Here is a 25,360-nt window from a genome sequence, read left to right as displayed (position 1 = left end):
AAAAAGGCTTCCGTTTAGCCGGCAGCCTATTTACGAATGGTGTTACTTGTAGTTTTTCTTTACAACCCAGATGTTCCCATCTTTCCAGTACTCTGTTTTGCTGCAGTAATCGTCTTTTTTGCAAGGGTCTTTTTTATGAGGACGATAAGGTTTTTTCTGCGTGCGTTTTTTCTTGCGGCGGCATGATTTTTTGTGGCTGCGAGATTTTTTGTGAGACCGGCATGATTTTTTACGGCTGCGAGATTTTTTGTGAGAGCGGGATTTTTTATGGCTGCGAGATTTTTTGTGAGAACGGGACTTTTTATGGCTGCGAGATTTTTTGTGAGAACGGGATTTTTTATGGCTGCGAGATCTTTTGTGAGAGCGGCACGATTTTTTATGACTGCGAGATTTTTTGTGAGAGCGGCACGATTTTTTATGACTGCGAGATTTTTTGTGAGAGCGGCATGATTTTTTACGGCTGCGAGATTTTCTCTTCTTACTGCTTTTTGGTTCTTGGTACAAATAATCTTCCAATCCCTCGGTGCTTGCGGATTTTACTGCTTCTTCGATATCAGAATGGGAATAGTGGCCCATTTTGAAACCTCCTCATGATATATGTTTTAAGGATGCGATCCTTACTACCACATAGTACGCATGAATGAAAAAAGTGTATGTGTGATTCGCTGAGTTTTATATAAAAAGCACAGCCTAAATTAATACAGGGAGGTTTACCGATGAAAGACCAATCAACATTGCCTCTATACCAGCTGTTTATTCACCCGAAAGACTTAATGGAGCTGAAAAAAGACATTTGGGATGATGATCCGGTGCCCGCGGTGCTGAGAGTGAATCAAAAACGGCTTGACATTGATCTGGCGTACCGCGGCTCTCATATAAGAGATTTTAAGAAAAAATCGTATCATATCGCTTTTTATTCGCCGAAAACATTTCGCAGGGCGAAAGAGATACATTTAAACGCTGAATACAAAGATCCGTCGATGATGCGGAATAAGCTGTCTCTCGATTTCTTCGCGGAGCTTGGGACGCTGTCACCAAAGGCGAATTTCGTAACCCTGCAAATCAATGGCAGACATGAGGGGGTGTATCTTGAGCTGGAGTCAGTGGATGAATATTTTCTGGCGAAACGGAATTTGGCGGACGGCGCTGTTTTTTACGCGGTTGATGACGACGCCAATTTCTCCCTCGTCAGTGATCTGGAGCGGGATACGAAAACATCGCTCGAACTTGGTTATGAAAAGAAAACGGGAACGAAAGAAGACGATTTATACTTGCAGGATATGATCTATAAAATTAATACCGTGCCGAAGTCAGAGTTCAAGGGGGAGATCGTCAAACACTTGGACGTCGATAAGTATTTGCGGTGGCTTGCGGGCATCGTGTTTACCTCAAACTACGATGGATTTGTTCATAATTACGCTTTGTACCGGAATCATGAAACGGGACTTTTTGAAGTCATTCCGTGGGATTACGATGCGACGTGGGGAAGAGACATTCATGGTGATCGGATGGAGGCCGATTATGTCAGAATACAAGGGTTTAATACCTTGACTGCAAGGCTTCTGGATGAACCGTATTTCCGCAAAGCGTACAAACGGCTTTTGGAAGAGACGCTTCAGACCCGGTTTACTATTGAACATATGAAGCCGAAGGTCATGTCACTGTATGAGCAGATCAGGCCGCATGTCGCGAAGGATCCATATAAGAAAGAAGAGATTGATTGCTTTGACCGGGAGCCTGAAGTGATTTGCGAATACATTAAGGAGCGGTCAGCCTTCATCAGCAGTGAGTTAGAGCGGTGGAATATCTGATTTGGAAATGAAGAAAGATTTTTTACAAATAGGCTGGTGAATCAGTTCCCGAAAATAATCGTGATACGTATATATGCATTATGCTTTTTACATTATGAGAAAAATGACTAGGAGGACAATAGATGAAACGCAATACGAAGCGGCAGCGGTCTGATGACAACTTTTTGCATGCGATGGAAGGAAAAGTAATTACTGTCTACCGGGGAGGCCCGGAGTCCAAGACAGGGAGATTAGCAGACATTCAATCGGATTATATCGCTCTTCAGGTTGATAATAAAATCGTTTATTATCAATGGAAACACGTGAAAAGTGTGACGGAAAATACGAGTGAAACCGTATCGCCGGCCGAAGCGGCAGAATGTGAAAAAGCTGATGATTTTCAAGATCTGATCAGCCGGATGACCAATCGCACGGTGCAATTGAATCAGGGAGGTCCGGAATCGAAAAGAGGAAAGCTTCACGAAACAGGGGATGATTTTCTCGTGCTGGAAACGGAAGATGACGGAATCGTATATTTTAACGCCGATCATGTCAAAAGCATCAGCGCGGAACAAGAAGAGGACGGCCAAGAGGAGGAGCGCCCGGAATTTGAAATGGCTGATGATTTTCACGGCATATTTAAACGCCTGATCCACAAATGGGTATCCATCAACCGCGGAGGTCCTGAAGCCGTTGAAGGTATACTTGTGGATAATTCCGACGGCCACTACACTCTTGTGAAAGATAAAGAAGTGCTGCGGATCTATCCTTTTCATATCAAGAGCATCAGCGAAGGGGCAAAAGGAGCAGCTAAAAAAGAGGAGAATAAAGACGACGAGAATAAAGGTGAGAAAGAGAGCGCCGAAGAAGAAAAGCCGCATGAGGAAGAATCACGCGAAGAGCAGCGTACTTCCTCTAAAAAGTCGAAAAGATCGTCAAGATCCGTTCGATCTTCAAAACGGGAGGAAGAGAACTCTTATAGCTACGCCACTGTATTAAGGACAATAGATTATCGGTGGAAACACGGCCGTAAATGATTGGAAAGATTGTCCGTAAACGCGGGAGAGGGGGGAATGAAATGGCTGGATTAAGCAGATTTCTGGATAAACAAGTCGATATTGAGATATCGGGGAATACGACATTTTCAGGAACTCTTTTGGATATCGGTCAGGATATCATTGTGATTCATGACGGCCGGACGTTTCTTTATATTCCGCTGCTGCACCTTCAGAGGATGACATTGACGCTCCCGGACGAAGAGAATAAAGAACCGTACGCAAGAAAAAAAAGTCCGCATCCCGAAAAACAGGAACATTCCTTTTCTTACCGGAATACCCTCCAGCATATAAAAGGCAGATTCACAGAAATATTTGTTACGGGAGACCGTTCCATTCATGGGTATGTGACAAGTGTTTTAAATGATTATTTTGTTTTCTTCTCTCCGGTTTATAAGACTCTTTTCATCTCGATGCATCATTTGAAATGGCTGACACCCTATTCCGATGAGCAGACGCCGTATACATTAAACAGTTCAGAGCTGCCGGTTGTTCCCGCTAATGTGCCCCTCGTCCGGAATTTTGAGGAGCAATTAAAAAGATATATCGGGAAGCTGATTATTCTGGATTTAGGAGATATACCGAATAAAGTCGGGCTGTTACAGGATGTCTCAGATAATATTCTTGAATTGACCAATGCAGACGGAGATACTGTTTTTTGGAAATTGAATCATTTAAAAACCATGCACCTGCCATAAATGATAAAACTGCCTCTCTTATACAGCAGGCAGTTTTTTTCATCAGGGCTAAAGGTAAATCCAACTGATCCAAACATATAAAACGGTAATGGTAAACACGACGGTGAGAGGGACAACGATAATGGTCGTTTTGATATATTCTGACCAAGAAACTTTTTCGCCGTGCTGTCTGATGATATGCATCCAGATCAGCGTGGCTAATGTCCCGATCGGCAGAAGCAATGATCCGATATCACTGCCGATAATATTAGCCAAATAAATGATCTTTACGGTTAATGGGTCGATGGACATTTCAGTTAAGGTCAAAGTGCTGATCATTAAGGCGGGATGGTTATTGAACAAATTAGAGAGGACGGATGTAGCGATGCCCATAATAGATGCGGCGTGGGCAATGCTTTGTGAGACATAAGGCTCAATAGACTGAACAAGCAGCGCCGTAAGTCCGATATTATGCAGTCCGTAGATGATAATGTACATCGTGAAGGCAAAAATAAAGATATGCCAAGGCGCTTTCCTTAATAAGTCTGCCGGTCCGATTTTTAAATAAATCCATCTCCAGCCAAGCAGGATGACTGAACTGATGACAGCCACGAGCGAAACGGATATGCCGTTGTAAGAAGCTGCAAACAGACTGATCCGGACGAACAATACAAATGCCAAAACACAAAACATGATGTTCGTACGGCTGTTTTGGGTCGGGTCCGGCGGAGGCTGAAGCGGATGATATCGTTTGTGTTCCAGCGAGTCAAAATGAACCGGAATATCGGGGAGCTGTTTCGGCAAACGGCGGTAAAAAACGGCAAACAGCAGAAAGGCCATAAACACCAGTCCCAGCGTGCCGGGGATAAACATCATATTGGTGTACAAATAAAGGTCCATGCCTATCATTTTGAGAGAAATTAAATTGACGATATTACTGACGCCGATCGGGGTGCTTGCCGCCGTCGCAATTAATACGCCGCTTATTAAATACGGTGTTTTTTGATGTCTTTTAAGTCCGAGATATTGTAAGACCAACAGTAAAATAGGAGTGGTGATTAAGACGCTGCCGTCATTATTCAGAAAGAGCGTCATTGAAAAACAGAGCAGGTTGGTCAGCCAAAAAAGCCGGATGCCCGATCCCTTGGCGCGGTGAAGCAGTTTGGCCGCCGCCCAGTTAAAAAAACCGAAGCTTTCCAGCGCGATCGCCATAATCATTGTGGAGATAATGGTGATTGATGCTCCGGTGACTTTTGACCCTATATCCCCCAAATCATGAAAGGAAACGGTTCCGCATAACAAAACGAGAATGGCGCCCAGCGACGCCGGAACGGCTTCATTTAATCCCCCGGGTCTCCAAAAGATAAAAATAATGGTCACAAAGAAAGAAATCAGGGTCAAAATGACGGTAATATGTGTAATGTGTTCTGCCTCCTTTTAGATGGGTCATTGCCGCCCCGTTATTTTTATCCCTCCTGATCAGTTGTACTGTATGTATACGGGTACAGGTCGTAAGGTGTACTGAGCGTTTCTACCAATTTAGTAAAATTCCATAAAAGCACAAAAAAAGAGGCTGCTTTCGGCGGCCCTCTTTTTTATGCATTTTCCTTATCCGCCTGCAATAAAGCCTGGCGTTTATTCATAATATCCAGAAAATGTTTCAGAATCGGATTTTGATTATCCTTGCGGTAGGCAATGACCCATTCGGCAGTGAGCTGCACCTGATTAATGCCGCGGTAGGCGACTTCGAGATTAAACAGCTTTTTAGCAGAAGAAGGCACGAAGGTTACACCGATACCGGCACTAACCAATCCGATCACCATTTGATACTCCGTCGCTTCCTGAACGATTTTCGGTTTGAAGCCCGCCTGCTCGCAGTAGTTTACAAACTCTAGGTATAAAGTCGGCCATGTTTCTTTCGACAGTGTGATAATCGGTTCATTTTTTAAATCGTGAATGTCGATTGTCTGTTTAGCGGTAAGCGGGTGCTGCTTCGGCAAAGCCAGAATGCACGGGCTGCTCTGCACCTTTTCCATATGTAACGCGGAATGCTGTAAAGGCGGATGAAGGATGCCGATATCAATGTTCCCCTTCAGAAGTTCTTCCTGCTGTCTGAAAGAAGAAATTTCACGCAGATCAAGCTTGACGGAGGGGAATTTTTCGCGGAATTCCCGAATGATCGGCGGCAGAAATTCATATGTGGCCGAGCCGACAAAACCGACGACAAGGCGGCCGAGCTCTCCCCGCGCCGTTCTCTGCGCCATTTCAATCGCTTTGTCTATTTCTTCGATCGCGTTTCTGCTGTGTTTTAAAAAACTTTCTCCGGCAGCTGAAAGCTCTACAACCCGTTTCGTGCGCTTTAATAAGGTCACGCCGACTTCCTTCTCAAGCTGTTTGATCTGCTGGCTGAGAGGCGGCTGTGTCATATTTAACCGAAGCGCAGCTTTGCCGAAATGAAGTTCTTCGGCAACGGCAATAAAGTATTGAAGATGGCGAAGCTCCATCCTTATCCATTCCTTTCTCTTTGTTAATTATTCGTGAAACATATTAATCATACGGCGAATTGATATTGGAGGTCAATTTCCAAAGAGTGTATAGTGAATAATATCACAAATTACTTAAAATTTTATATTTAATATGCATAATAAGGAGTGAGGGTGTTGGCAAAAGCAACAAATGAACTAAAAACCTCTGGAAAAAATCGGGGGGCGGAGCTTGTTGTTGATTGCTTAGTGGAGCAAGGTGTCACACATGTTTTTGGCATTCCGGGTGCAAAAATTGATGCAGTATTTGATGCGTTAAAAGATAAAGGACCTGAACTGGTTTTATGCCGTCACGAACAGAACGCTGCATTTATGGCTGCGGCTGTCGGAAGACTGACTGGAAAACCAGGCGTTTGTCTCGTTACTTCAGGCCCGGGGGCATCCAACTTGGCGACCGGCTTGTTAACGGCTAATACAGAAGGTGATCCGGTAGTGGCGCTGGCGGGTAACGTAATTCGTGCAGACCGTTTAAAACGGACACACCAATCATTGGACAATGCGGCGCTATTTCAGCCGATTACAAAATACAGTGTAGAAGTACAGGAAACAGGGAATATACCAGAAGCGGTAACAAACGCCTTCAGGGCAGCGTCAGCAGGTCAGGCAGGCGCGGCTTTCGTGAGCTTTCCGCAGGATGTTGTGAATGAAATCACAAATGTGAAAAACGTACGCAGCGTGCCGGCGCCGAAACAAGGCCCTGCACCGGAAGAAGCGGTCAGCGCGGCTATCGCGAAAATCCAGACGGCGAAACTTCCCGTTCTGTTAGTCGGCATGAAAGGCGGAAGACCGGAGGCGGTAAAACAAATCCGCAAACTGCTTGCCAAAACAAAACTGCCTTTCGTAGAAACGTACCAAGGGGCCGGCACATTGTCCAGAGAGCTGGAAGACCAATATTTCGGCCGGATCGGACTGTTCCGCAACCAGCCGGGCGATCTTCTGCTTGAACAGGCGGATGTCGTATTAACGATCGGTTATGATCCGATTGAATACGATCCGAAGTTCTGGAACGTAAACGGTGACCGTGCTATTATCCATCTTGACGAAATCCAGGCCGATATTGATCATGCCTATCAGCCGGAATTAGAATTATTAGGCGATATCGCCGCTACGGTTAAACAAATTGAACACGACGCTGTGACATTTGATATGGGCAGCCGTGAACAAGAAGTGCTGAGCGAATTAAAACAGATGCTCACAGACAGCGAGAAGGCGCCAAGCGACCATAAATCCGACAGAGTGCATCCTCTGCAAATCGTCCAAGAACTGCGCAATGCAATTGATGACGACGTAACCGTCACTTGCGATATCGGTTCTCACGCGATCTGGATGTCCCGCTACTTCCGCGCTTATGAGCCGCTGAAACTGTTGATCAGCAACGGCATGCAGACATTGGGCGTAGCGCTTCCTTGGGCGATTGCCGCCACATTGGTGAATCCGGGTGAAAAAGTCGTATCCGTTTCAGGAGACGGAGGATTCCTGTTCTCTGCAATGGAATTGGAAACGGCAGTCCGCTTAAAAGCGCCGATCGTTCACCTTGTATGGAATGACAGCACATATGATATGGTCGCATTCCAGCAAATGAAAAAATATAACCGTACATCGTGCGTAGATTTCGGAAACATTGACATCGTAAAATATGCAGAAAGCTTCGGCGCCACCGGCTTGCGCGTTGAGTCACCGGAACAGCTGGCAGACGTGCTGCAAAAAGGCTTGAACACAGAAGGCCCTGTCATCATTGACATTCCTGTCGATTACAGTGACAATGTCCATTTATCAAGCGACATGCTTCCGAAGCAATTCAAAGAAAAAATGAAAGCAAAAGCTCTCTAGCACTCTGCGCACCATGACCTGTTTTCTAAAACAGCCCAATTTAAAAGGAGTGAAGGGAATATGAAAAACGCAAGCGACATCCATATGATGAGCCGCGGAGAAAAAGGCTCACCTGAGGATCAGATCTATCAAGTCTCAACAATGACATCTCTGCTGGACGGAGTATATGACGGAGATTTTGATATGGCTGACATTCCGAAGTTCGGTGATTTCGGAATCGGCACGTTCAACAAACTGGACGGCGAATTAATCGGATTTGACGGAGAATTTTACCGTCTGCGCGGCGACGGAACGGCTACGCCTGTTAAAGGCGGAGACCTGTCACCATTCTGCTCATTCACATTTTTCACGCCTGATATGACGCATACGATCGAGGGCGAAATGACCCGTGAAGAATTCGAGCAGGAAATCGCCAGCCTTCTGCCTAGTAAAAACTTATTTTATGCGATCCGTTTAGACGGCGTATTTAAAAAGGTGCAGACAAGAACGGTAGAACGCCAGGAGAAACCGTACGTTCCGATGATTGAAGCGGTGAAAACACAGCCTGTGTTCAACTTTGACGACATTCAGGGTACAATCGCCGGCTTCTGGACGCCGGGTTACGCAAACGGCATCGCTGTTTCCGGATACCACCTGCACTTCATTGATGAAGGACGCAATTCCGGGGGACACGTGTTTGACTATGTCATTAAAAATTGTAAAGTGACCATTTCTCAAAAAATGAATATGAACCTCAAGCTTCCGAATACGGCGGACTTTTTCAACGCAAATTTAGATAATCCGAATTTTGCGAAGGATATCGAAACAACCGAAGGAAGCCCGGAATAAATTAAAAAAGAAAGCCTCATTTTTCTCGGGGGCTTTCTTTTTATTTGGCTGAACCGGCAAAGATTAGGTAAAATACAGTCAAAAGGGAAAGGTGTGGTAGCTGTGAAAGTATTGGTATTAGCGGTTCATCCTGACATGAACAACTCAGCGGTCAATAAGGCGTGGACAGAAGAATTAAAAAATCATGATGACATCACGGTCCGTGAGCTTTATAAAGAATATCCGGACGGGAAAATAGATGCGGAAAAGGAACGGCAGCTGTGTGAACAGTATGACCGGATCGTATTTCAATTCCCGCTGTACTGGTACAGTGCGCCTCCGCTTTTAAAAACATGGATGGATCATGTGCTGGCGTATGGCTGGGCTTACGGTTCCAAAGGAAAGGCGCTGCACGGCAAAGAATTGCTGCTGGCTGTTTCTGTAGGTGCCGGAGAGGATGCATATCAGGCAGGCGGGTCCAACCATTTTTCACTGAGCGAGCTCTTAAGGCCGTTTCAGGCAATGGCTAATTTTACGGGTATGACCTATTTGCCGGCTTTCGCGATGTACGGGGTAAGCAGCGCCGATGCTGCGGCTATTCATGACAATGCAAAACGCCTGGCGGATTACATAAAGAAGCCATTTTAGAGTCGTATGCATTCATCTTCATCCGACAATATTTCCTGAGAAATATTTCGAACCTTAGACGTTTCTGACTGCCCAAGAAAGAAAAAACGGATTTCGCGCTGAATTTGCGAAATCCGTTTTGCTATTATGTCAGTTTTTGCAGATCTTTTGTGCTGATATATCCCGTTGCGCCCCCGTAATCGACAAGCGCCCAGCCGAAGTCAATGCCGCCGCCGGCTGTCTTTTTCCATCCGAGGAAAGAAACGCTCGTGTTTTTAGCAAGGGAAGCTTTGACCGCTTGTTTGTCTGTATATACTTTTGTTTTTGCCGTTGTTTTTACGGTTGTTGCTTCTTTAACAATATAATGAGTAGATACAAATCCTGTTTTTCCGTTTTTATAATGTACTTTTGCCCAGTCAGCGTTCTGGAATGAAACGATCTTTAAGCTGTCGCCTAAATGAAGGGTATCAGCTCTCGGACTGGCTGCTGATGCTTTTGTTCTGACGTTCAATGCTTCCGCGGAAACGAGATAAGAGTCAAGCGGGTAGCTGTACAGATCGTCAATTTTGACCGCTTCCTGCGCGTGTGTCTCCGAAAGAGGCGTTATTCCGGCAGCTGAAGCCGCTGTTATTCCCGCTGCAAGGGTCAGAATGGATGCCGCTTTGGCTGTTTTCTTCATCTGTATCTCTCCTTTTACTTCATCCTTTCACGTTTTATCGGAAGTCTAAACATCGGCCGGTTATTTTTGTGTTTGAAGTTTCAATGGAGCGGAAATGGTTTTTTTGACTTTTTCTCCTTTGAGCACCTGCTCCGCCGCTTCGGCCGCCAGTTTTCCGATCAGCTCCGGCTGCTGGGCGACCGTGGCTGTCAGCTTTCCGTTTTTAATGGAAGAAATCGCATCTTTATTTCCGTCGAAACCGACGACCAAAATGTGTTTGCCCGAGCTGTTAATCGCTTCGAGCGCGCCGAGTGCCATTTCATCATTATGGGCGAACACGGCTTTAATATCCGGATGTCCCTGCAGCAGGTTTTCCATGACGGTCAATCCTTTTGTACGGTCAAAATCCGCCGCTTGCTTTGTTACGACATCCAGCTTTTTGTCGGCAATATGATGAAAGCCCGTTCCGCGTTCCCGTGTCGCGGATGCGCCCGGCACCCCTTGCAATTCCGCCACTTTGGCGCCTTTTCCGAGCTGATCGGCGAGGTAGTCAGCCGCTATTTCTCCTCCTTTGACATTGTCAGAGGCGACAAGCGTTTCGACTTTGCCGTGTTCGGCTGAACGATCAAGCGCAATGACGGGAATGCCGAGGGAATTTGCCGATTCGACGGCTGTTGAAATCGCTGAGGAATCGGTCGGGTTGATCAGCAGCGCATCGACTCCCTGCTGGATCAAATCTTCTACGTCATTTGACTGTTTAGATGAATCATTTTGGGCATCGACAATAATGACCTTCATGCCCCGTTTTTTGGCTTCCTTTACAACGCCTTCTTTTAATGAAACGAAGAACGGATTGTTCAATGTGGAGACGGAGAGCCCGATAGTGAATTCTTTTTTATGTTTTGTGTTTGACGGTTTTGCCCATTGTGGCGGTTCAAGTGAACAGGCGGACAGCAAAAACAGTGATAATGCCGCGATCGTGATGATGGCTTTCTTCATAATGGTCCTCCTACTATGCCGATTTTTTGCGGTCCAGCAGCACCGCGATTAAAATGACGATTCCTTTGACGACGAGCTGATAAAAAGATGATACGCCGAGAAGGTTCAAGCCGTTGTTCAGCGTACCGATAATCAAAACCCCGATCAGCGTACCGATGATGCGCCCTCGACCGCCGGACAGGCTCGTTCCGCCGAGAACGACCGCTGCGATGGCGTCCAGCTCGTATGATTCCCCGGCCGTCGGCTGTGCGGAATTTAAGCGTGATGTCAGAATCGCTCCCGCCAGCGCCGATAATAAACCTGTCAGAGAATAGATCATGATCTTGATGCGGGGCACTTTGATTCCCGATATCAGCGCCGCTTTCTCATTGCCGCCGATGGCGTATGTCCGGCGGCCGAACGGTGTTTTGTGCAGAAGAACCCACAGGGCCGCAAATGCAATCAGCATCGTAATGGCAGGTACGGGAATACCGAGAAAATAACCGCGTCCGAATAATTGAAATGCGTAATTTGAACCGAGCCCCGTAATCGGATTTCCGTCCGTATAGACGAGGGTCAGTCCGCGAAAGACGGTCATTGTCGCCAAAGTGGCGATGAACGGCGCCATTTTTCCTTTTGTGATTAATAATCCGTTTATCATGCCGAGTACGGCGCCGATTACGCAGCCGATGATGACGGCTAAGATCGGGTCGATGCCTGTGACCATCATACCTGCGACCAATGCGCTCGATAAGGCGAGGATGGCTCCGACAGAGAGATCAATGCCTCCCGTTAAAATGACAAACGTCATTCCGAATGCAATCAGAGCGTTAATCGCAACCTGCCGAAGAAGGTTGAGAATATTGAGGGGTTCAAGAAAACTCGGGTTTAAAACGGAAACGATCAGCACAAGAATCAGTAAGCCGAGAAACGGACCGAGTTTTTGCGTAAAGGTGTGAATGGAAAATCGCTTTTGTTCAGTTGATGTCAATGGTTCAGTTTTCATACTGCTGCCCTCCCGTGGCAAGTGTCATGATGTGTTCTTGTGTTGCGCCGGCCGCATTGATTTCTCCGCTGATGCGCCCTTCGTGGACGACGATGATTCTGTCACTCATGCCGAGAATTTCCGGCAGCTCGGAAGACACCATGATGATGGCGACTCCGCGATCGGTCAGTTCATTCATTAATGAATAGATTTCCCTTTTCGCGCCTACGTCGACGCCTCTTGTCGGTTCATCAAGGATGAGAACTTTCGGGCCGATTCCAATCCATTTGGCGATGACGACTTTTTGCTGATTTCCTCCTGATAAATGCCGGGCGGCGGTTTCCGGAGATGCGGTCTTAATGGTCAGACGCTTGATGAGCAGCTCAACGAACTCCGCCTCGCGTTTTCGGTCAATGATGCCTTTCGGAGAGAAGCTGGTCAGGTTCGGCAATGAGATATTTTCACGAATGGACGTATCCAGCAGCAGCCCTTCATCTTTGCGGTTCTCCGTAATCAGGCCGAGTCCCTTGCGGATGGCATCGTACGGACCCCGAATGCCGGTTTTTCGGCCGGAAATCCAGATCTCTCCGGAATCGAGCCTGTCAATTCCGAACAGCGCCCTCATGATTTCTGTCCGTCCGGCACCCATTAAGCCGGAAACGCCGAGGATTTCTCCGGCGCTCACATGGAAACTGATCTGTGAAAAGCTTCCTTTTTTTGAGGCGTTTTTCACTTCGAGCACCTTATCGCCGAGTGACGGCGTGCGAGTCGGATACCGATCGGTCAGCTCCCGCCCGACCATTTTTTTGACCACTTCATCAAAATTAGTTTCTTTCATATGCGCCGTATCGACAGTGAGGCCGTCCCGCATAATGGTGATCCGGTCGCAAATCGAAAATATCTCTTCCATTCGGTGCGAAATATAGACGATGGATACGCCGTCCCGCTTTAACGCCGTCATCACGTCAAACAGTTTGCTGATTTCCCGTTCGGTCAGCGCCGCGGTCGGTTCGTCCATAATAATGACTTCGGCGTTTGTCATCAGCGCTTTGGCAATCTCAATCATCTGCTGCTGTCCGACGGAACATTGTCCGGCTTCCCGGTCAAGAGGAAGAGAGACTCCCAGTTTTTCAAGCTGTGATTTTGCTAGCGCTTTCATTTTCTTCGTTTCCAAAACGCCGAACGCCGTCGTCAGCTCTTTGCCGATAAAAAGGTTTTCAAGCACCGTCATGTCCGGCCATATATTCAGTTCCTGATGGATAAAGGCGATTCCGTGCTTTTCGGCTTCCTTTGGATTGGAGAAGCTCATATTTGTTCCGTTTATCGTAATGTTTCCCTTGTCGAGCCGGTAGAGCCCGGTGAGCAGATTCATTAACGTCGATTTGCCCGCTCCGTTTTCTCCCATTAAAGCGTGGATTTCTCCCGGCAGAAGCTCAAATGAGACGCCGGAGAGCACTTGGTTTTTGCCGAATGCTTTATGAATGTCTGTCATGCCGATGTGCATGCTGGATCCCTTCTTTCTAGAAAATCACACCCGCCTGCAGGATGCAGTTGGCGTATGGTGTCATTTCACCCGTTCGGATGACGGCTTTTGCTTTCTGTGTGAGCCGTTTGAATTCCTCGTGGGACATGTACTCGATCGTCTGCGCTGAGAAATGGCTTTCTATGAAACTTGCATTCTCAGGATTTGCGTCTTTGATCTCGGAAGCGGCGATCACCTTTTCGACTGCCATCTCCCCGGCTACCAGGCTGGTCACGTCCCGAAAGGCGGGAACGCCCGCCATTAAGGACAAATCAATTTTAGGGACGCCGTCAGGGACGGGGAGACCCGCATCTGCGATTGCGATGAGGTCTGTATGCCCCAGATCGGCCAATACTTTGGCAATGTGGCTGTTTAACATTCCGTGTTTTTTCATGACAGCAGCTCCTCAACTTCTTTTCTGGCCGGCATGCCGCCTTGGGCGCCGAAGTGCTGCACGGACAGGGAGGCGGCGCGGTTGGCAAACAGGAGCGCTTGCTCAATGTCCCGTCCTTCCGCGAGTGCGACGGCAAGTGCCGCATTAAAGGTATCGCCGGCTCCCGTCGTGTCGACCGCTTCTGCAGGGAAGGCGGGAACAAGCCGTTCCGCGGTGCCGTCTGAGTAGCGCACGCCTTGTTTTCCTTCGGTAATGAACAGTTTGCCGGGATAGCCGGCGAGCGCTTCTTCTTTCGTCCGGTCAGGAAATAAAATGGATGCTTCATGTTCGTTCGGCGTAAGATATGCGGCATCCTCAATCGTTGATTGTTTCAGCGGCCGGGCCGGCGCGGGATTCAGAATAACCGGAATTTGCTGCGCGCGGCAGTAGCTGCACACTTCTTCAACGGTTTCTTCAGGAATCTCCTGCTGGATCAGCACGATATCAATGCCGGGAAGTTTTGCCAGCGCACTTTTGGCATAATCGGGGGAGATGTCATCGTTTGCGCCTTTTACGACGACGATGCTGTTGTCTCCTTCAGCGAGCACAATATGAGCCGTTCCGCTTTTTTTATGTGTAACCGTTTCCATATAGTCCGTATTGACACCGTTTGCCTTCAGGTTTTCAATAATCGCTTTTCCGTAGCTGTCATTGCCTGCTTTTCCTACCATATATACGTTTGCGCCCAGGCGGGAAGCGGCTACGGCCTGATTTGCGCCTTTTCCTCCGGGCACGGTTTGAAAGTCTGTGCCCAGTACGGTTTCTCCGGCTTTCGGACGCCGTTCAGATGTGACGACCAGATCCATAGAACAGCTTCCGATAACACAAATTTCACTCATGGTGATCATCCTTTCTTGTCGTTTGTCTTCTTATGTAAGTCACGGGCATTTGAATGGCCGTCTCTTTCGGCGGCTCTTTCTTTATCAATTGCAGCAGCAGGTTTGCCGCTTGTTTTCCCATCTCATATGCAGGCTGGCGGATGGTTGAAAGCGGCGGAAACAAAAGCCTGCTCTGCGGAATATCGTCGTATCCGATGATCTGAATCTCCTCCGGAACTTTTTTGCCGAGCCGCAGTGCCTCATGGAGGACGGCAGCCGCCGCAATGTCGTTGCTGGCAATGACTCCGTCGGTTTCAGGGTATGCTGCAAACAATTCTTCTGCTAAAATGGCGGCATCCTTGATGGAAAATGAAGCGGCGGAGATGACATTGAACTGCGCGTTCGCTTTTTGCAGCACGTTAAGTGCGCCGTTAAAACGTTCCTGAGCGGTCGGAAGGTGGGCTGGGCCTTTGACAAGCGTGATGCTTGTGCTTTTGCCGCGAAGCATTTCCTCAGCCGCCCGTTTTCCGCCTGCCCGCCCGTCACTGAATACGGATGGGGCGCCTTCTTTTGTCCGGTCCAGAAATACGACCGGGTAAAGGCTGCCGCTGTATTCGGGAAGGTCGGGGTAATGGGTGGCCGCCAAAATACCGGCAACTTGATTTTGTTTAAATGTTTGCAGGTAGTCGAGTTCTTTTTCCAATTCTTCATCGCTGTTGCCGATGATCAGCCGGTATCCTTCCCGCTGCAACTCGTCTTCAGCGCCGCGGGCAAGCTGAGGGAAAAAGGGATTCGTAATATCCGGAAGCAAGAGCCCGACCAGTCTGGATTCTCTTTTATAAAGAGAGCGGGCAACTTCATTCGGATAATAATTCAGCTTCTCCATGGCAAGCATGACCTTCGTTCGTGTATCTTCATGCACGTAGCCGTTGTCATTGAGGACACGTGAAACCGTGGCAACAGAGACGCCGGCAGCGCCTGCGACATCTTTAATCGTTGCCAACAAACACTCCTCCTCCAACTATGTAACCGTTTACATAAAAAGAGTAACACGAATCATTTCGGTTGGCAACAAAAAAAGAGACCGGGGTCTCTTTTAGTTCACGATGCCGATTTGTGAGATATTCACTTTAATATCAGGGATTATCTCGATGGAAGGATAGACCCCACGCCAATTGAGCCGCTTGCCCCGCTCATAATAATGGGTTTGATATTTCCGGCCGATGCCGAGGATATCCGAGTTGTGCTCCTGAATATGGCTGATCACCGATCTGGCCTGGCTGTTCAAATTTGCTGAGGCTTGTTTGTTTATTTGGTCGATTGCCGTATAAGAATTCAGCTTGTCCTTTGGATATTCCAAGACGCGTGCATTCAGTTTTAAACGGATTTTCACTTTTATATGCTGCGGATCTGTATCTATAAATACAATCTTTCGCGTGGCATCCGTGATGCCGAGAGAAAGATAATTTTCAATATCCATTTTGTATTTGTCCCACAGCTTCAGATTAATATTAGCCGATTTATTAAATTGCCCGCTTAAAAGGGTCAGGAGGGTCGAATCCTGACCGAGCACCTCAGTCACTTTTCGCTGGCCGCTGAACAGGGCAGAACCCTCTACCTTTATCGTCTGTCCGTTAATCGATAAATAAGGAAGGGCGAAATCCTTATCAGCCGTCAGCATGCTTGAACGGATGGATTGCAAATTTTCCATGCTGATATTTGATTCCGCATTAGCGCTTGTTAATAAATTCGTTAAATACTTGCTGACGATCAATTTCTGCCGGACGATCAGCTTCAGCACTTCAATCGCCTCGCCGTCTTTTACAACCGCCGGATGAGCGAGAAGCGGGCTTTTCGGATCTCTGTAAAAGACATCGAGATAAGGAAAAAGCGGTTTTTCCGCCATTTTCTCACCGATTAATAAGACTCTTTGCTTGGACGTGTCAATGCGCTGGTCGACAAGCTTATCCAATTGAAACCGCGCTTCACGGATGGTGTGCCCGGAAGCGCTGAGCACCGTCGTAATGAATGAGCCGCCCGTTTCCTGTTCCGCCTGGGAGGACTGAACCTTCCGATAGGTGATGCCGATTTTATTTTTACCGTCATGATCAACATCAAGGCTTGCGGTCAGCACGAGAGAAATATCTTTCAGCAAATTTTGATCCCAGCAGCCCGCAAGTGTCAGGCTTGCGCACATGAGACTGATAAGAACCGCTTTTTTAATGCGCATGGCGGACACCCTTTTTGCGTACAAGGACAATCAATACCATAAACAACGGAAACAAATACACAAACACAATATCGGAAATGCGGAAAAACTGATCCAGCTGCTGTATCGTTTTATCTGTGCTTGTGGCCCAAATAGACAGAAGGAAGACGAGCAGGGCCAGCGGATAAACAAACCGGCTGTGATCTTTTTGATTGAACAGCTTGGCAATGCCGGTGCTTGCCAAGTAAAACACGTTGGCCAGCGTTGAAAAGACGGTCACGAACCAAAACGTCAAAAAGAGCAGATCCGTCCGTTCGATAATTCTGAATGAAACGGTTTTTAACAGGTACAGCACAGGCTCCGGGATCATTTTTATTTCTTCGGGGCTGATTGTGACAAAGCAAGTAAGGGTGATATACAGGTAATAAAGGATAATCAAGATGTTTGAAATCGTCAGTATTTTGTAGCGCTGGCTGACGGTGCAGTTGATTAGGGGCCCGATCACGAGCGCCGCCTGAAAGCCGGTAATGCTGACAAGTGTTTGCTGCATCCCGGTAAGCATGTCTTTTGCGGTTCCGTGAAAAATCGGCATAATGTATGTGATATCGGCTTTTCCCAGCGTGTATAAAAGCGGCAGAGAGATCAGCAGCAAAAACGGCGTTAAAATAAAGCTGAACCTGGCGATCGCATTCAGCGGAGCCTGGGCGATATAGACAGAACCGAGGATCAGCATTAAGCTGATCACCCAATTCGGAGTCTGAGGGAGCACCCAGATATCCAATATCCGTGTAAATACAGAAAGAATGAGCGTGCAGAGAAACGCGAAGTATAAAATATACAGCACCTGCACCCCTTTGCCGGCAAGTGTTCCGAACACCTCCTCCAGCATTTCGTACAGGTTCAGCTTCGGAAACCGGTGAAATAATATCATATACAGGCTGAATGTAAGCTGGACGAGCAATCCGGTAAGCAGAATGGAAATCCATCCGCTGCTTCCCGATTTCATCATCAGTAAATGGGGCAGCGCCAAAATGCCGATGCTGATCTGCGTCTGATTAATGAAAAACACGCCTTGAAGCCGGCTGATTTTTTTAGGCTTCATCTTTTCTCCACCCCCGAACATGTTTCATCTGCTTTGAGTCTTGCGGTCTCAAATAAAAAGGCCTTCTTTTAATAAACCAAGCCGGCAGCCGGATAAATGCATCCTTCAAGTCACTGAAATGAAACGGCGTCAGAGATGATAAATAAGGAACGCCGAGTGATTCAAGCTTGCACAGGTTCATCAGAATAAGCCCGAAGCCGAGTGCGATGCCGATAAAACCGAACGAGGATGCCAGAAACATAAGCGGAAATCTGAGCGTTCGGATGGACGTGCTCATTTCATATGAAGGAAGCACAAAAGAAGAAACAGCCGTAACGGCTACGACGATAATCATCATATTAGAAATGAGTCCCGCCTGAACGACTGCGTCACCGATCACGAGACCGCCGACAATGCCGATCGTCTGACTGATCGGTCTCGGCAGCCTGATACCGGCTTCGCGGATCAGTTCAATCGTAATTTCCATAATCATGGCTTCTATCAGCGGGGGAAAGGGAATATCAACAATCGAATTTTTCATGGTGATAATCAGATCGTTGGGAATGACTTCAAAATGAAACGCAATCAGCGCGATATAAAAAGCGGGCAGCGTAATCGCGATCATAAAGGCGAAAAATCTCAGCACTCTTAAAAAACTGGCAGAAATCCACCTCGTGCTGTAGTCGTCCGGAGATTGAAAAAAAGAAAAGAATGTGATCGGCGCAATCAAAGCCGACGGACTCCCGTCCATCATGATCAGTACACAGCCTTCCATCACGCATGCTTTTGCTTTATCCGGCCGTTCCGTATGAATGATCTGCGGAAAAATGGAAAACGAATTATCTTCTATTGATTCCTCGATAATCCCGGGCGCAAGCACGCTGTCTATACGCAAGTATGACAGGCGCCGCTTCACTTCCTCCACAATCTCCGGATTGGCGATATTCTCAACAAAGATAACCGCAACTTTTGATTTGGCTCTTTCCCCGATATCCATATAATGAACGGAGAGATGGCGGTCCTGTATGTGAAACCGCAGCTGATGAATGTTCGTTTCCAAACTTTCCACAAACCCGTCATGGGCGCCGCGGACGATACTTTCAGATTCGGGTTCCATAATGGAACGCAGCGGATTCTGGCCGACGGAAAACAGCTTCGCTTTCCTCGATGCATCGCTGAGAAAAACAACCTGTCCTGCCAAAATCCCGTCAATGAGTTTTCTGATTTCATCCGTTTCCGCACTGCTGACGGCATTCATCGTTTCCTCAAGCGGGCCGTTCTGCAGGGTGTCGCTTAACAGAAACTCATTCAGCTTCTGTTCTTCTATCATCTGTTCAATATAAAAGAAAGCGGTATGACGGTCCTGCAGTTTGATCCTTCGTATTTTAAAATCACCGCAAACACACATCAGCTCCTGCATTTCCCGTACAGCCGATTCAAAATCGCCGGGAATCCGTTTGTTTTGTTTATCCGCAGACATCAGACCGCCTCCTTTCCTGGTTATCTGTAGTTTTCAGCGGGTATTCCTTTTTTATGCATTTTATAAAATAGAGGAGTTCCTCGATGTTTTACCAAGAACTTCACAATTATGGATGAATATTTCTTGAACGAATATAAAGATTTATTAAAATTATTTCAAAAGAGTGATAAACGTCCTGTAAATGGTTTAAAAGGAGAAAGGCTTTCCGCATATAAAATGTGTATTTCTTGTAAACACTCCGGACCCGTCTTTTTCTGTCATGTATCAGTCATTCCGCTAGTTATTTTGGAATGGGACTGAAAGCAGGATACGGGGGAAAAATGAATGACTTTAAGACCTTATCCTTAACAAAACAGGCAGTCTGCACACAGCGGACAGAGAGTCCCAAAACGTATGCGCAGTGCGAAAACCGCTGATACAAACGGGCTGGAAAAGATGGATTATCATTACATCTTTTTCTTCCGGAACGCGAATAGTTCCATTGGTCCAAATGAATTTCTGCGCGAAAATGTAAACGCATTCATTTTTCTTTTGAAAAATTGAAGTAAGGTTGAAGTCCTGCCTATTCCCAAAAAAAGCAATTCGATAATAGGAAGAATAGCGTCACTAATAGAGAAGTTTGGCTCAGTGAAAGCGGGAAGATTATGTTACATAATGCCGATTGAGAATTCATAGTGAAGCTATATACTGATGAATGAATTTATCAATACAGAAGGAGATGTCAAAAATCAATGTGGTTACTCATTATAGCCTGTGCTGCCGTACTAATCATCGGAATCATTGAAAAAAGGCGGCATCAGAAGAATATCGATGCTCTGCCAGTACGCGTCAATATTAATGGTATCCGCGGAAAGTCAACCGTAACGAGGCTGACGACCGGAATACTGATGGAGGCGGGCTACAAAACAGTCGGAAAAACGACGGGAACAGATGCAAGGATGATCTATTGGGATACACCTGAGGAGAAACCGATCAAACGGAAACCGCAGGGCCCGAATATCGGCGAGCAAAAAGAAGTAATGAAGGAAACCGTAGAACGGGGCGCCAATGCCATTGTCAGTGAATGTATGGCGGTAAACCCGGATTATCAGATTATCTTTCAGGAAGAACTCCTTCAAGCCAACATCGGCGTCATCGTGAATGTGCTTGAAGACCATATGGACGTCATGGGGCCGACGCTTGATGAAATCGCTGAAGCATTTACCGCGACGATACCGTATAACGGTCACCTTGTCATTACAGACAGTGAATACACAGACTTCTTTAAAGAAAAAGCCGCAGAGCGGAATACCGAGGTCATTATTGCGGATAACTCTAAAATTACAGATGAATACCTTCGAAAATTTGAATATATGGTCTTTCCTGATAACGCTTCCCTTGCGCTCGGCGTTGCCCAGGCTCTTGGGATAGATGAAGAAACGGCGTTTAAAGGAATGCTGAATGCGCCGCCTGATCCTGGCGCCATGAGAATCCTGCCGCTGCTCAGCACGAAGGAGCCCGGTCATTTCGTAAACGGCTTTGCCGCAAATGATGCATCTTCTACTTTAAATATATGGAAACGTGTAAAGGAAATCGGCTACCCGACAGATGAACCGATCGTTATCATGAACTGCCGCGCCGACCGTGTGGACAGAACGATTCAGTTCGCAAACGACGTGCTTCCGTACATTAAAACGAAGGAACTCATACTCATCGGCGAGACGACAGAACCGATCGTCAGAGCTTATGAAGAAGGCAAGATTCCTGCCGATACATTGCACGATCTGGAATATAAATCAACAGACGAAATCATGGACGTGCTGAAAACAAGAATGCAAAACCGTGTCATATATGGCGTGGGCAATATCCACGGTTCAGCGGAACCATTAATTGAAAAAATTCAAGAGTATAAGGTGAAACAGCTCGTTAGCTAGGAGGAAAAGGAAAAATGTTCGGATCAGATTTATACATCTCACTTATTTTAGGCGTGTTAATCAGTTTAATTTTCGCGGAAAAAACAGGTATCGTACCTGCCGGTTTAGTCGTGCCGGGTTATTTAGGACTCGTTTTTAACCAGCCGGTCTTTATTTTACTCGTATTGTTAGTGAGTCTTCTTACATACGTGATCGTCAAATACGGTTTATCCAGATTTATGATTTTGTACGGACGCAGAAAATTCGCAGCTATGCTGATAACGGGAATCTGCTTAAAAATCGCCCTTGATTTCCTTTACCCGATCGTACCGTTTGAGATATCAGAATTCCGAGGAATCGGTATCATCGTACCGGGTCTGATCGCCAATACCATTCAGAAACAGGGATTAACGATTACATTTGCCAGCACGCTGTTCTTAAGCGGCGCAACTTTTGCCATTATGTTTGCTTACTACTTAATCTAATGTAAGGTGTGTCAAACGATGAAAAAACAATTAAGCTTTCAAGAAAAACTGCTCAAGCTGACCAAACAGCAGAAAAAGAAGACCAATCTTCACGTTTTTATCGCGCTGCCGATCGTCTTTTGCCTGATGTTCGTCTGCATCCTGACAGGGAAGGCGGAAACGCCGAGTGTGAAAAGAAATGCCGATGACCTTGTATCAGCCTCATTCGTCGGAGATATTATGATGGGCCGGAATGTCGAGAAAGTGACAAAGCATAAAGGCACGGAGAGTGTCTTCCGTTACGCAAAGCCATTCTTCGAAGCATCCGACTATGTGTCGGGGAACTTTGAAAACCCGGTTACATATAAAAAGAACTACAAAGAAGCAGAAAAAAATATCCACCTTCAATCAAACAAAGATGCCGTAAAAGTATTGAAGGACATGAATTTCACCGTTCTCACGGCAGCCAACAACCATGCGATGGATTACGGCCCTCAAGGAATGCGGGATACGGTTGAAGAGTTTTCAAAGCAAAATCTTGAACTTGTCGGTGCGGGCCTCACGCTGAAGGAAGCCGAGCAGAACATTTCGTATCAAGATGTAAACGGAATCAAAATCGCAACACTGGGTTTCACTGATGTTTCCGGAAAAGGCTTTGCAGCTAAACGAAATGCGCCGGGTGTGCTTCCGGCCGATCCAGAGCTGTTTATTCCGATGATTTCTAAAGCCAAAAAGAAAGCAGATCTTGTCATTGTTCAAACACACTGGGGACAGGAATATGATAATGATCCGAATGACAGACAGCGCCAATTGGCAAGAGCAATGTCAGATGCCGGAGCGGATATTATCGTCGGACACCATCCGCACGTGCTGGAACCGATCGAAATGTACCACGGCACCGTTATTTTCTACAGCCTGGGCAACTTCGTATTCGACCAGGGGTGGACAAGAACGAGAGACACGGCGCTTGTTCAATATCATCTGCAGAAAAACGGCACGGGACGCTTTGAAGTCACGCCGATGAATATTCATGAAGCGACGCCTGCGCCGGTTAAAAAAGGCAGCATCAATCATAAAACGATCGTACGTGAACTGACGAAAGAATCGAATTTCGATTGGAGCGTCAAGGATGGAAAATTAACGTTTGATGTGGATCACAGCGATATCTTAAAAAAGAAAGCGGAGTGAAAAACAAATGAAAATCATTAAAGCGGGATGGCCGTTTGCCGCGATCATTATGGTATTTATGTTTATGTCTGCGTTTAAATACAATGATCAGCTCACAGATCAGGAAAAACAAAAAATTGACACGGAAATGCAAAAAATTCAGCAAGAGGACACAGCGGGCGCAAAATAAGCGCATGATTCCGCTTGCCGGCATATTGTTTGTTCCGAATCCAGTAAAGAATGCCCATAACGGGCATTCTTTTTTTGTGTGCTCTCCTAAACATTTGTTAAAAGTTACCGATGTAAAAACTACTAAAAATGAGGAGAGTGAATAGAAAACATGCTCACAAGCTGGAGGAAGTACATCCTTGCCGGCCTTATGTTCTGTCTTGTGGCACCCGCAGTAACGAGAACGGAAATTGCTGAAGCGGATTCTCAAGTTTCTGTCCTGATGGTTTCAGACGCGCAAAAACTTGTCGGAAATAAATATGTTTACGGAGGCGAAGAGCCTGAGGACGGTTTTGATCCGTCCGGATTGATGCATTATCTTTTCAGCAGGCAGAACATCCATCTGCCGAGAACGGTCAGTGATCAATGGAAAGTCGGAGCCGCCGTCAAAGAAAATGACCTTTTACCGGGAGATCTTGTGTTTTTTAAAAAGTCGGATTCAACACAAAACGCGCCCGTCCATAACGGTCTTTATATCGGAAACGGAGAGATGATACACAGTTCTCCGTCAGAAGGCGTAACCGTCACACGCTTTCAAAAAAGCAGTTATTGGATGAATTTATATCTTGGTGCAAAGCGGATTACAAAAGATCCGGAACTGGCTGATGACCCGATCGTTCAGGAGGCAGCCCGTTACCTCGACATTCCGTATGTATTTGGCGGAAGCACGCCCGAGGAGGGATTCGACTGTTCGGGGCTGGTCCAATATGTTTTTGAAAACAAGCTTCACATTTACCTGCCGAGATCAGCGGAACAGCAGTGGCTGGTCGGTGAGAAAATCAAACTGAGCGGCATAAAGCCCGGGGACGTGATTTATTTCAGCGACACGTATAAAAAAGGAATTTCCCATGCGGGCATTTATGCGGGAGAAGGAAGGTTCATCCAAGCAAGCCGCTCCGCAAAAGTCACCATTTCTTATTTGTCGGAAGATTACTGGAAAAAACATTTTACAGGGGTGCGCCGATTCAGCAATTTAGCCATTTCTAAAGAAAATCCCGTTGTGTCCACAGCGGCCGATCATATCGGAATTTCTTATCTGAAAGGCGGCGTTTCACCGGAAACCGGCTTTGATACGGCGGGATTTGTTCAATACATCTATCAAAAAGCGAAAGGAATCAGCCTGCCGCGTTATGCGGACAAGCAGATGCAGGCGGGCGTTCCGGTCGATAAACAAGATCTGAAGCCCGGCGATCTGGTCTTCTTTAAAGCGGAAAGCCTGAATCCGGCCATTTATATCGGGAACGGACAAGTGATTCATGTCACCGTGTCCGCAGGCGTTACCATAACAAATATGAACACAAGCGCTTATTGGAAGGACAAATATGCGGGCGGCATCCGGCTTCCGTAAAAAAAGACGTCAGAGAGTGTCTCTGACGTCTTTTTCTTTTACCGTTTCGGCGCTCTGTATCCGGCCGCTACCGCATCCTCTACGGAACAGAACATTTCCGCGGGATCTGTCGTCCGATCGTAGTATGTACTTCCCGGCGTGTGATAAATGCCGTTCCGGCTGCCTTTAATGTCGCATCCCTGTGAGGTGCCGGCTGCTTTCGTTTCGGCATGTCCGCCGGAGGAAGGGGCGTTGTTTTGCGCCGTTTCCGCGTTTTCGGATGTTTTTGTTTCTGCTTTCTGCCGCTTTAAAGTTTTATTTTCTGACTGAAGCGTTTCAGCGGTCTTTTCGAGCTTCTTTTGTGAATCTTTTAGTTTCTCATTGTCTTGTTTGAGTGATTTGTTTGTTTTTTTCAGCTCACTTATCTCTTGGCTGAGTTTGCTGAGTTTTTCTTCATTGCCGGCTTCGGCTTCGGATTTCTCCTTTTCGGCCGCGGCACTGATGCTTTCATATTTTTTCTCAAGCGCCTGGTGTTCCTTCGTCAATTTTTGATAAGCGGTATCAAGGGTGCTGTATTTCTCCTCTGCCTTCACGGCCGAGGCGTCCGGCTCTGCGAGGGAGGCGCCGGTCAGAAGCAGGATAAATCCGCCGATGAGAAGGGGCCAAAACAGCTTTTTTGAAAAATGTTTTTCTTTTTTTGCCGCTTTGCATATGAGATGGAAAATTCCGTATCCGACTGCGCAGAGAAAAGCTAAACATCCTATAATAGCGATTGCATTCGACATCATG

General features: G+C 46.8%; 25 protein-coding genes. 11 read left to right on the top strand and 14 right to left on the bottom strand.

Annotation, left to right across the window (positions count from 1 at the left end; all coding sequences use genetic code 11):
* Positions 1-42 precede the first annotated feature (42 nt).
* On the bottom strand, positions 43-576 hold the full coding sequence (locus NYE36_RS18365; protein WP_033574417.1) for a hypothetical protein: 534 nt from the start codon (positions 574-576) through the stop codon (positions 43-45).
* A 140-nt stretch (positions 577-716) separates the two neighbouring features.
* Here NYE36_RS18365 and NYE36_RS18360 point away from each other — a divergent pair, with 140 nt between their 5' ends.
* The 3 genes from NYE36_RS18360 to NYE36_RS18350 all read left to right on the top strand — a co-directional run bounded on the left by NYE36_RS18360 (position 717) and on the right by NYE36_RS18350 (position 3,543).
* Entirely contained in the window at positions 717-1,811 is a 1,095-nt protein-coding gene (locus NYE36_RS18360; protein ID WP_007407532.1) for a CotH kinase family protein, read from the top strand.
* Positions 1,812-1,933: 122 nt separating this feature from the next.
* Positions 1,934-2,827: a hypothetical protein gene (locus tag NYE36_RS18355; protein ID WP_007614229.1), complete on the top strand. Its 894-nt coding sequence runs from the start codon at positions 1,934-1,936 to the stop codon at positions 2,825-2,827.
* Between the two features lie 41 nt (positions 2,828-2,868).
* Positions 2,869-3,543 carry a hypothetical protein gene (locus NYE36_RS18350; protein WP_007407530.1) on the top strand — a complete coding sequence of 225 codons (675 nt, stop codon included), beginning with the start codon at positions 2,869-2,871 and terminating at the stop codon, positions 3,541-3,543.
* Positions 3,544-3,591: 48 nt separating this feature from the next.
* On the opposite strand, the gene NYE36_RS18345 is transcribed toward NYE36_RS18350, so the two are convergent.
* Together NYE36_RS18345 and alsR are read right to left on the bottom strand one after the other, a co-directional pair.
* Complete coding sequence (locus NYE36_RS18345) at positions 3,592-4,923, bottom strand: arsenic transporter (RefSeq protein ID WP_015418370.1); 1,332 nt, start codon at positions 4,921-4,923, stop codon at positions 3,592-3,594.
* 194 nt (positions 4,924-5,117) lie between these two features.
* Entirely contained in the window at positions 5,118-6,026 is a 909-nt protein-coding gene (gene alsR, locus NYE36_RS18340) for an acetoin biosynthesis transcriptional regulator AlsR (RefSeq protein WP_015418369.1), read from the bottom strand.
* A 156-nt stretch (positions 6,027-6,182) separates the two neighbouring features.
* On the opposite strand from alsR, the gene alsS reads away from it, so the two are divergent.
* From alsS to NYE36_RS18325, 3 genes are all read left to right on the top strand, one after another.
* Positions 6,183-7,895, top strand: a complete 1,713-nt coding sequence (gene alsS, locus NYE36_RS18335; RefSeq protein ID WP_007407527.1) for an acetolactate synthase AlsS — start codon at positions 6,183-6,185, stop codon at positions 7,893-7,895.
* A 60-nt stretch (positions 7,896-7,955) separates the two neighbouring features.
* A complete protein-coding gene (budA, locus tag NYE36_RS18330) occupies positions 7,956-8,723 on the top strand; it encodes an acetolactate decarboxylase (protein ID WP_199022206.1) in 768 nt (255 codons plus the stop codon).
* A 102-nt stretch (positions 8,724-8,825) separates the two neighbouring features.
* Positions 8,826-9,350 carry an NAD(P)H-dependent oxidoreductase gene (locus NYE36_RS18325; RefSeq protein WP_094032546.1) on the top strand — a complete coding sequence of 175 codons (525 nt, stop codon included), beginning with the start codon at positions 8,826-8,828 and terminating at the stop codon, positions 9,348-9,350.
* 124 nt (positions 9,351-9,474) lie between these two features.
* Here the strand turns inward: NYE36_RS18325 and NYE36_RS18320 are convergent, their stop codons facing one another.
* The 10 genes from NYE36_RS18320 to NYE36_RS18275 all read right to left on the bottom strand — a co-directional run bounded on the left by NYE36_RS18320 (position 9,475) and on the right by NYE36_RS18275 (position 19,493).
* Positions 9,475-10,008, bottom strand: a complete 534-nt coding sequence (locus NYE36_RS18320) for an SH3 domain-containing protein (RefSeq protein WP_033574421.1) — start codon at positions 10,006-10,008, stop codon at positions 9,475-9,477.
* A gap of 60 nt (positions 10,009-10,068) precedes the next feature.
* Positions 10,069-10,986 carry a ribose ABC transporter substrate-binding protein RbsB gene (gene rbsB / locus NYE36_RS18315; RefSeq protein ID WP_094032545.1) on the bottom strand — a complete coding sequence of 306 codons (918 nt, stop codon included), beginning with the start codon at positions 10,984-10,986 and terminating at the stop codon, positions 10,069-10,071.
* Between the two features lie 13 nt (positions 10,987-10,999).
* Positions 11,000-11,971, bottom strand: coding sequence for a ribose ABC transporter permease RbsC (gene rbsC / locus NYE36_RS18310; RefSeq protein ID WP_064115312.1), 972 nt, complete (start codon positions 11,969-11,971; stop codon positions 11,000-11,002).
* Positions 11,961-13,454 carry a sugar ABC transporter ATP-binding protein gene (locus NYE36_RS18305; RefSeq protein ID WP_015418367.1) on the bottom strand — a complete coding sequence of 498 codons (1,494 nt, stop codon included), beginning with the start codon at positions 13,452-13,454 and terminating at the stop codon, positions 11,961-11,963. Before NYE36_RS18305 ends, rbsC begins: the two co-directional genes overlap by 11 nt.
* 16 nt (positions 13,455-13,470) lie before the next feature.
* Positions 13,471-13,866, bottom strand: coding sequence for a D-ribose pyranase (gene rbsD / locus NYE36_RS18300; RefSeq protein ID WP_015418366.1), 396 nt, complete (start codon positions 13,864-13,866; stop codon positions 13,471-13,473).
* Entirely contained in the window at positions 13,863-14,744 is an 882-nt protein-coding gene (rbsK, locus tag NYE36_RS18295; RefSeq protein ID WP_007407520.1) for a ribokinase, read from the bottom strand. Before rbsK ends, rbsD begins: the two co-directional genes overlap by 4 nt.
* Positions 14,737-15,726, bottom strand: a complete 990-nt coding sequence (locus NYE36_RS18290; protein WP_015418365.1) for a LacI family DNA-binding transcriptional regulator — start codon at positions 15,724-15,726, stop codon at positions 14,737-14,739. The genes rbsK and NYE36_RS18290 overlap by 8 nt, the downstream gene beginning before the upstream one ends.
* Positions 15,727-15,819: 93 nt before the next feature.
* On the bottom strand, positions 15,820-16,953 hold the full coding sequence (locus tag NYE36_RS18285; RefSeq protein WP_039253592.1) for a Ger(x)C family spore germination protein: 1,134 nt from the start codon (positions 16,951-16,953) through the stop codon (positions 15,820-15,822).
* Complete coding sequence (locus tag NYE36_RS18280; RefSeq protein ID WP_241457726.1) at positions 16,943-18,034, bottom strand: endospore germination permease; 1,092 nt, start codon at positions 18,032-18,034, stop codon at positions 16,943-16,945. Before NYE36_RS18280 ends, NYE36_RS18285 begins: the two co-directional genes overlap by 11 nt.
* Positions 18,024-19,493: a spore germination protein gene (locus NYE36_RS18275; protein ID WP_015240716.1), complete on the bottom strand. Its 1,470-nt coding sequence runs from the start codon at positions 19,491-19,493 to the stop codon at positions 18,024-18,026. The genes NYE36_RS18280 and NYE36_RS18275 overlap by 11 nt, the downstream gene beginning before the upstream one ends.
* Before the next feature lie 731 nt (positions 19,494-20,224).
* On the opposite strand from NYE36_RS18275, the gene pgsB reads away from it, so the two are divergent.
* From pgsB to NYE36_RS18250, 5 genes are all read left to right on the top strand, one after another.
* Complete coding sequence (gene pgsB / locus NYE36_RS18270; protein ID WP_003151337.1) at positions 20,225-21,406, top strand: poly-gamma-glutamate synthase PgsB; 1,182 nt, start codon at positions 20,225-20,227, stop codon at positions 21,404-21,406.
* A gap of 14 nt (positions 21,407-21,420) precedes the next feature.
* A complete protein-coding gene (gene pgsC / locus NYE36_RS18265) occupies positions 21,421-21,870 on the top strand; it encodes a poly-gamma-glutamate biosynthesis protein PgsC (RefSeq protein WP_003151340.1) in 450 nt (149 codons plus the stop codon).
* Positions 21,871-21,888: 18 nt separating this feature from the next.
* Positions 21,889-23,037, top strand: a complete 1,149-nt coding sequence (locus NYE36_RS18260) for a CapA family protein (RefSeq protein WP_007614174.1) — start codon at positions 21,889-21,891, stop codon at positions 23,035-23,037.
* A 7-nt stretch (positions 23,038-23,044) separates the two neighbouring features.
* Positions 23,045-23,206, top strand: a complete 162-nt coding sequence (locus NYE36_RS18255) for a hypothetical protein (RefSeq protein WP_003151344.1) — start codon at positions 23,045-23,047, stop codon at positions 23,204-23,206.
* A 150-nt stretch (positions 23,207-23,356) separates the two neighbouring features.
* A complete protein-coding gene (locus NYE36_RS18250; protein ID WP_265451081.1) occupies positions 23,357-24,592 on the top strand; it encodes a C40 family peptidase in 1,236 nt (411 codons plus the stop codon).
* Between the two features lie 38 nt (positions 24,593-24,630).
* Here the strand turns inward: NYE36_RS18250 and NYE36_RS18245 are convergent, their stop codons facing one another.
* Positions 24,631-25,356 (bottom strand): hypothetical protein, encoded by a 726-nt coding sequence (locus NYE36_RS18245; protein WP_265451105.1) that lies wholly within the window; start codon positions 25,354-25,356, stop codon positions 24,631-24,633.
* Between the last annotated feature and the right edge of the window lie 4 nt (positions 25,357-25,360).

Origin of the sequence: Bacillus sp. FSL R5-0593 (genome assembly GCF_038603755.1) — a bacterium.
Lineage (GTDB): Bacteria > Bacillota > Bacilli > Bacillales > Bacillaceae > Bacillus > Bacillus velezensis.
Note: the sequence above shows the minus strand (reverse complement) of the source record. Positions and strands in the feature narration are given on the sequence as shown.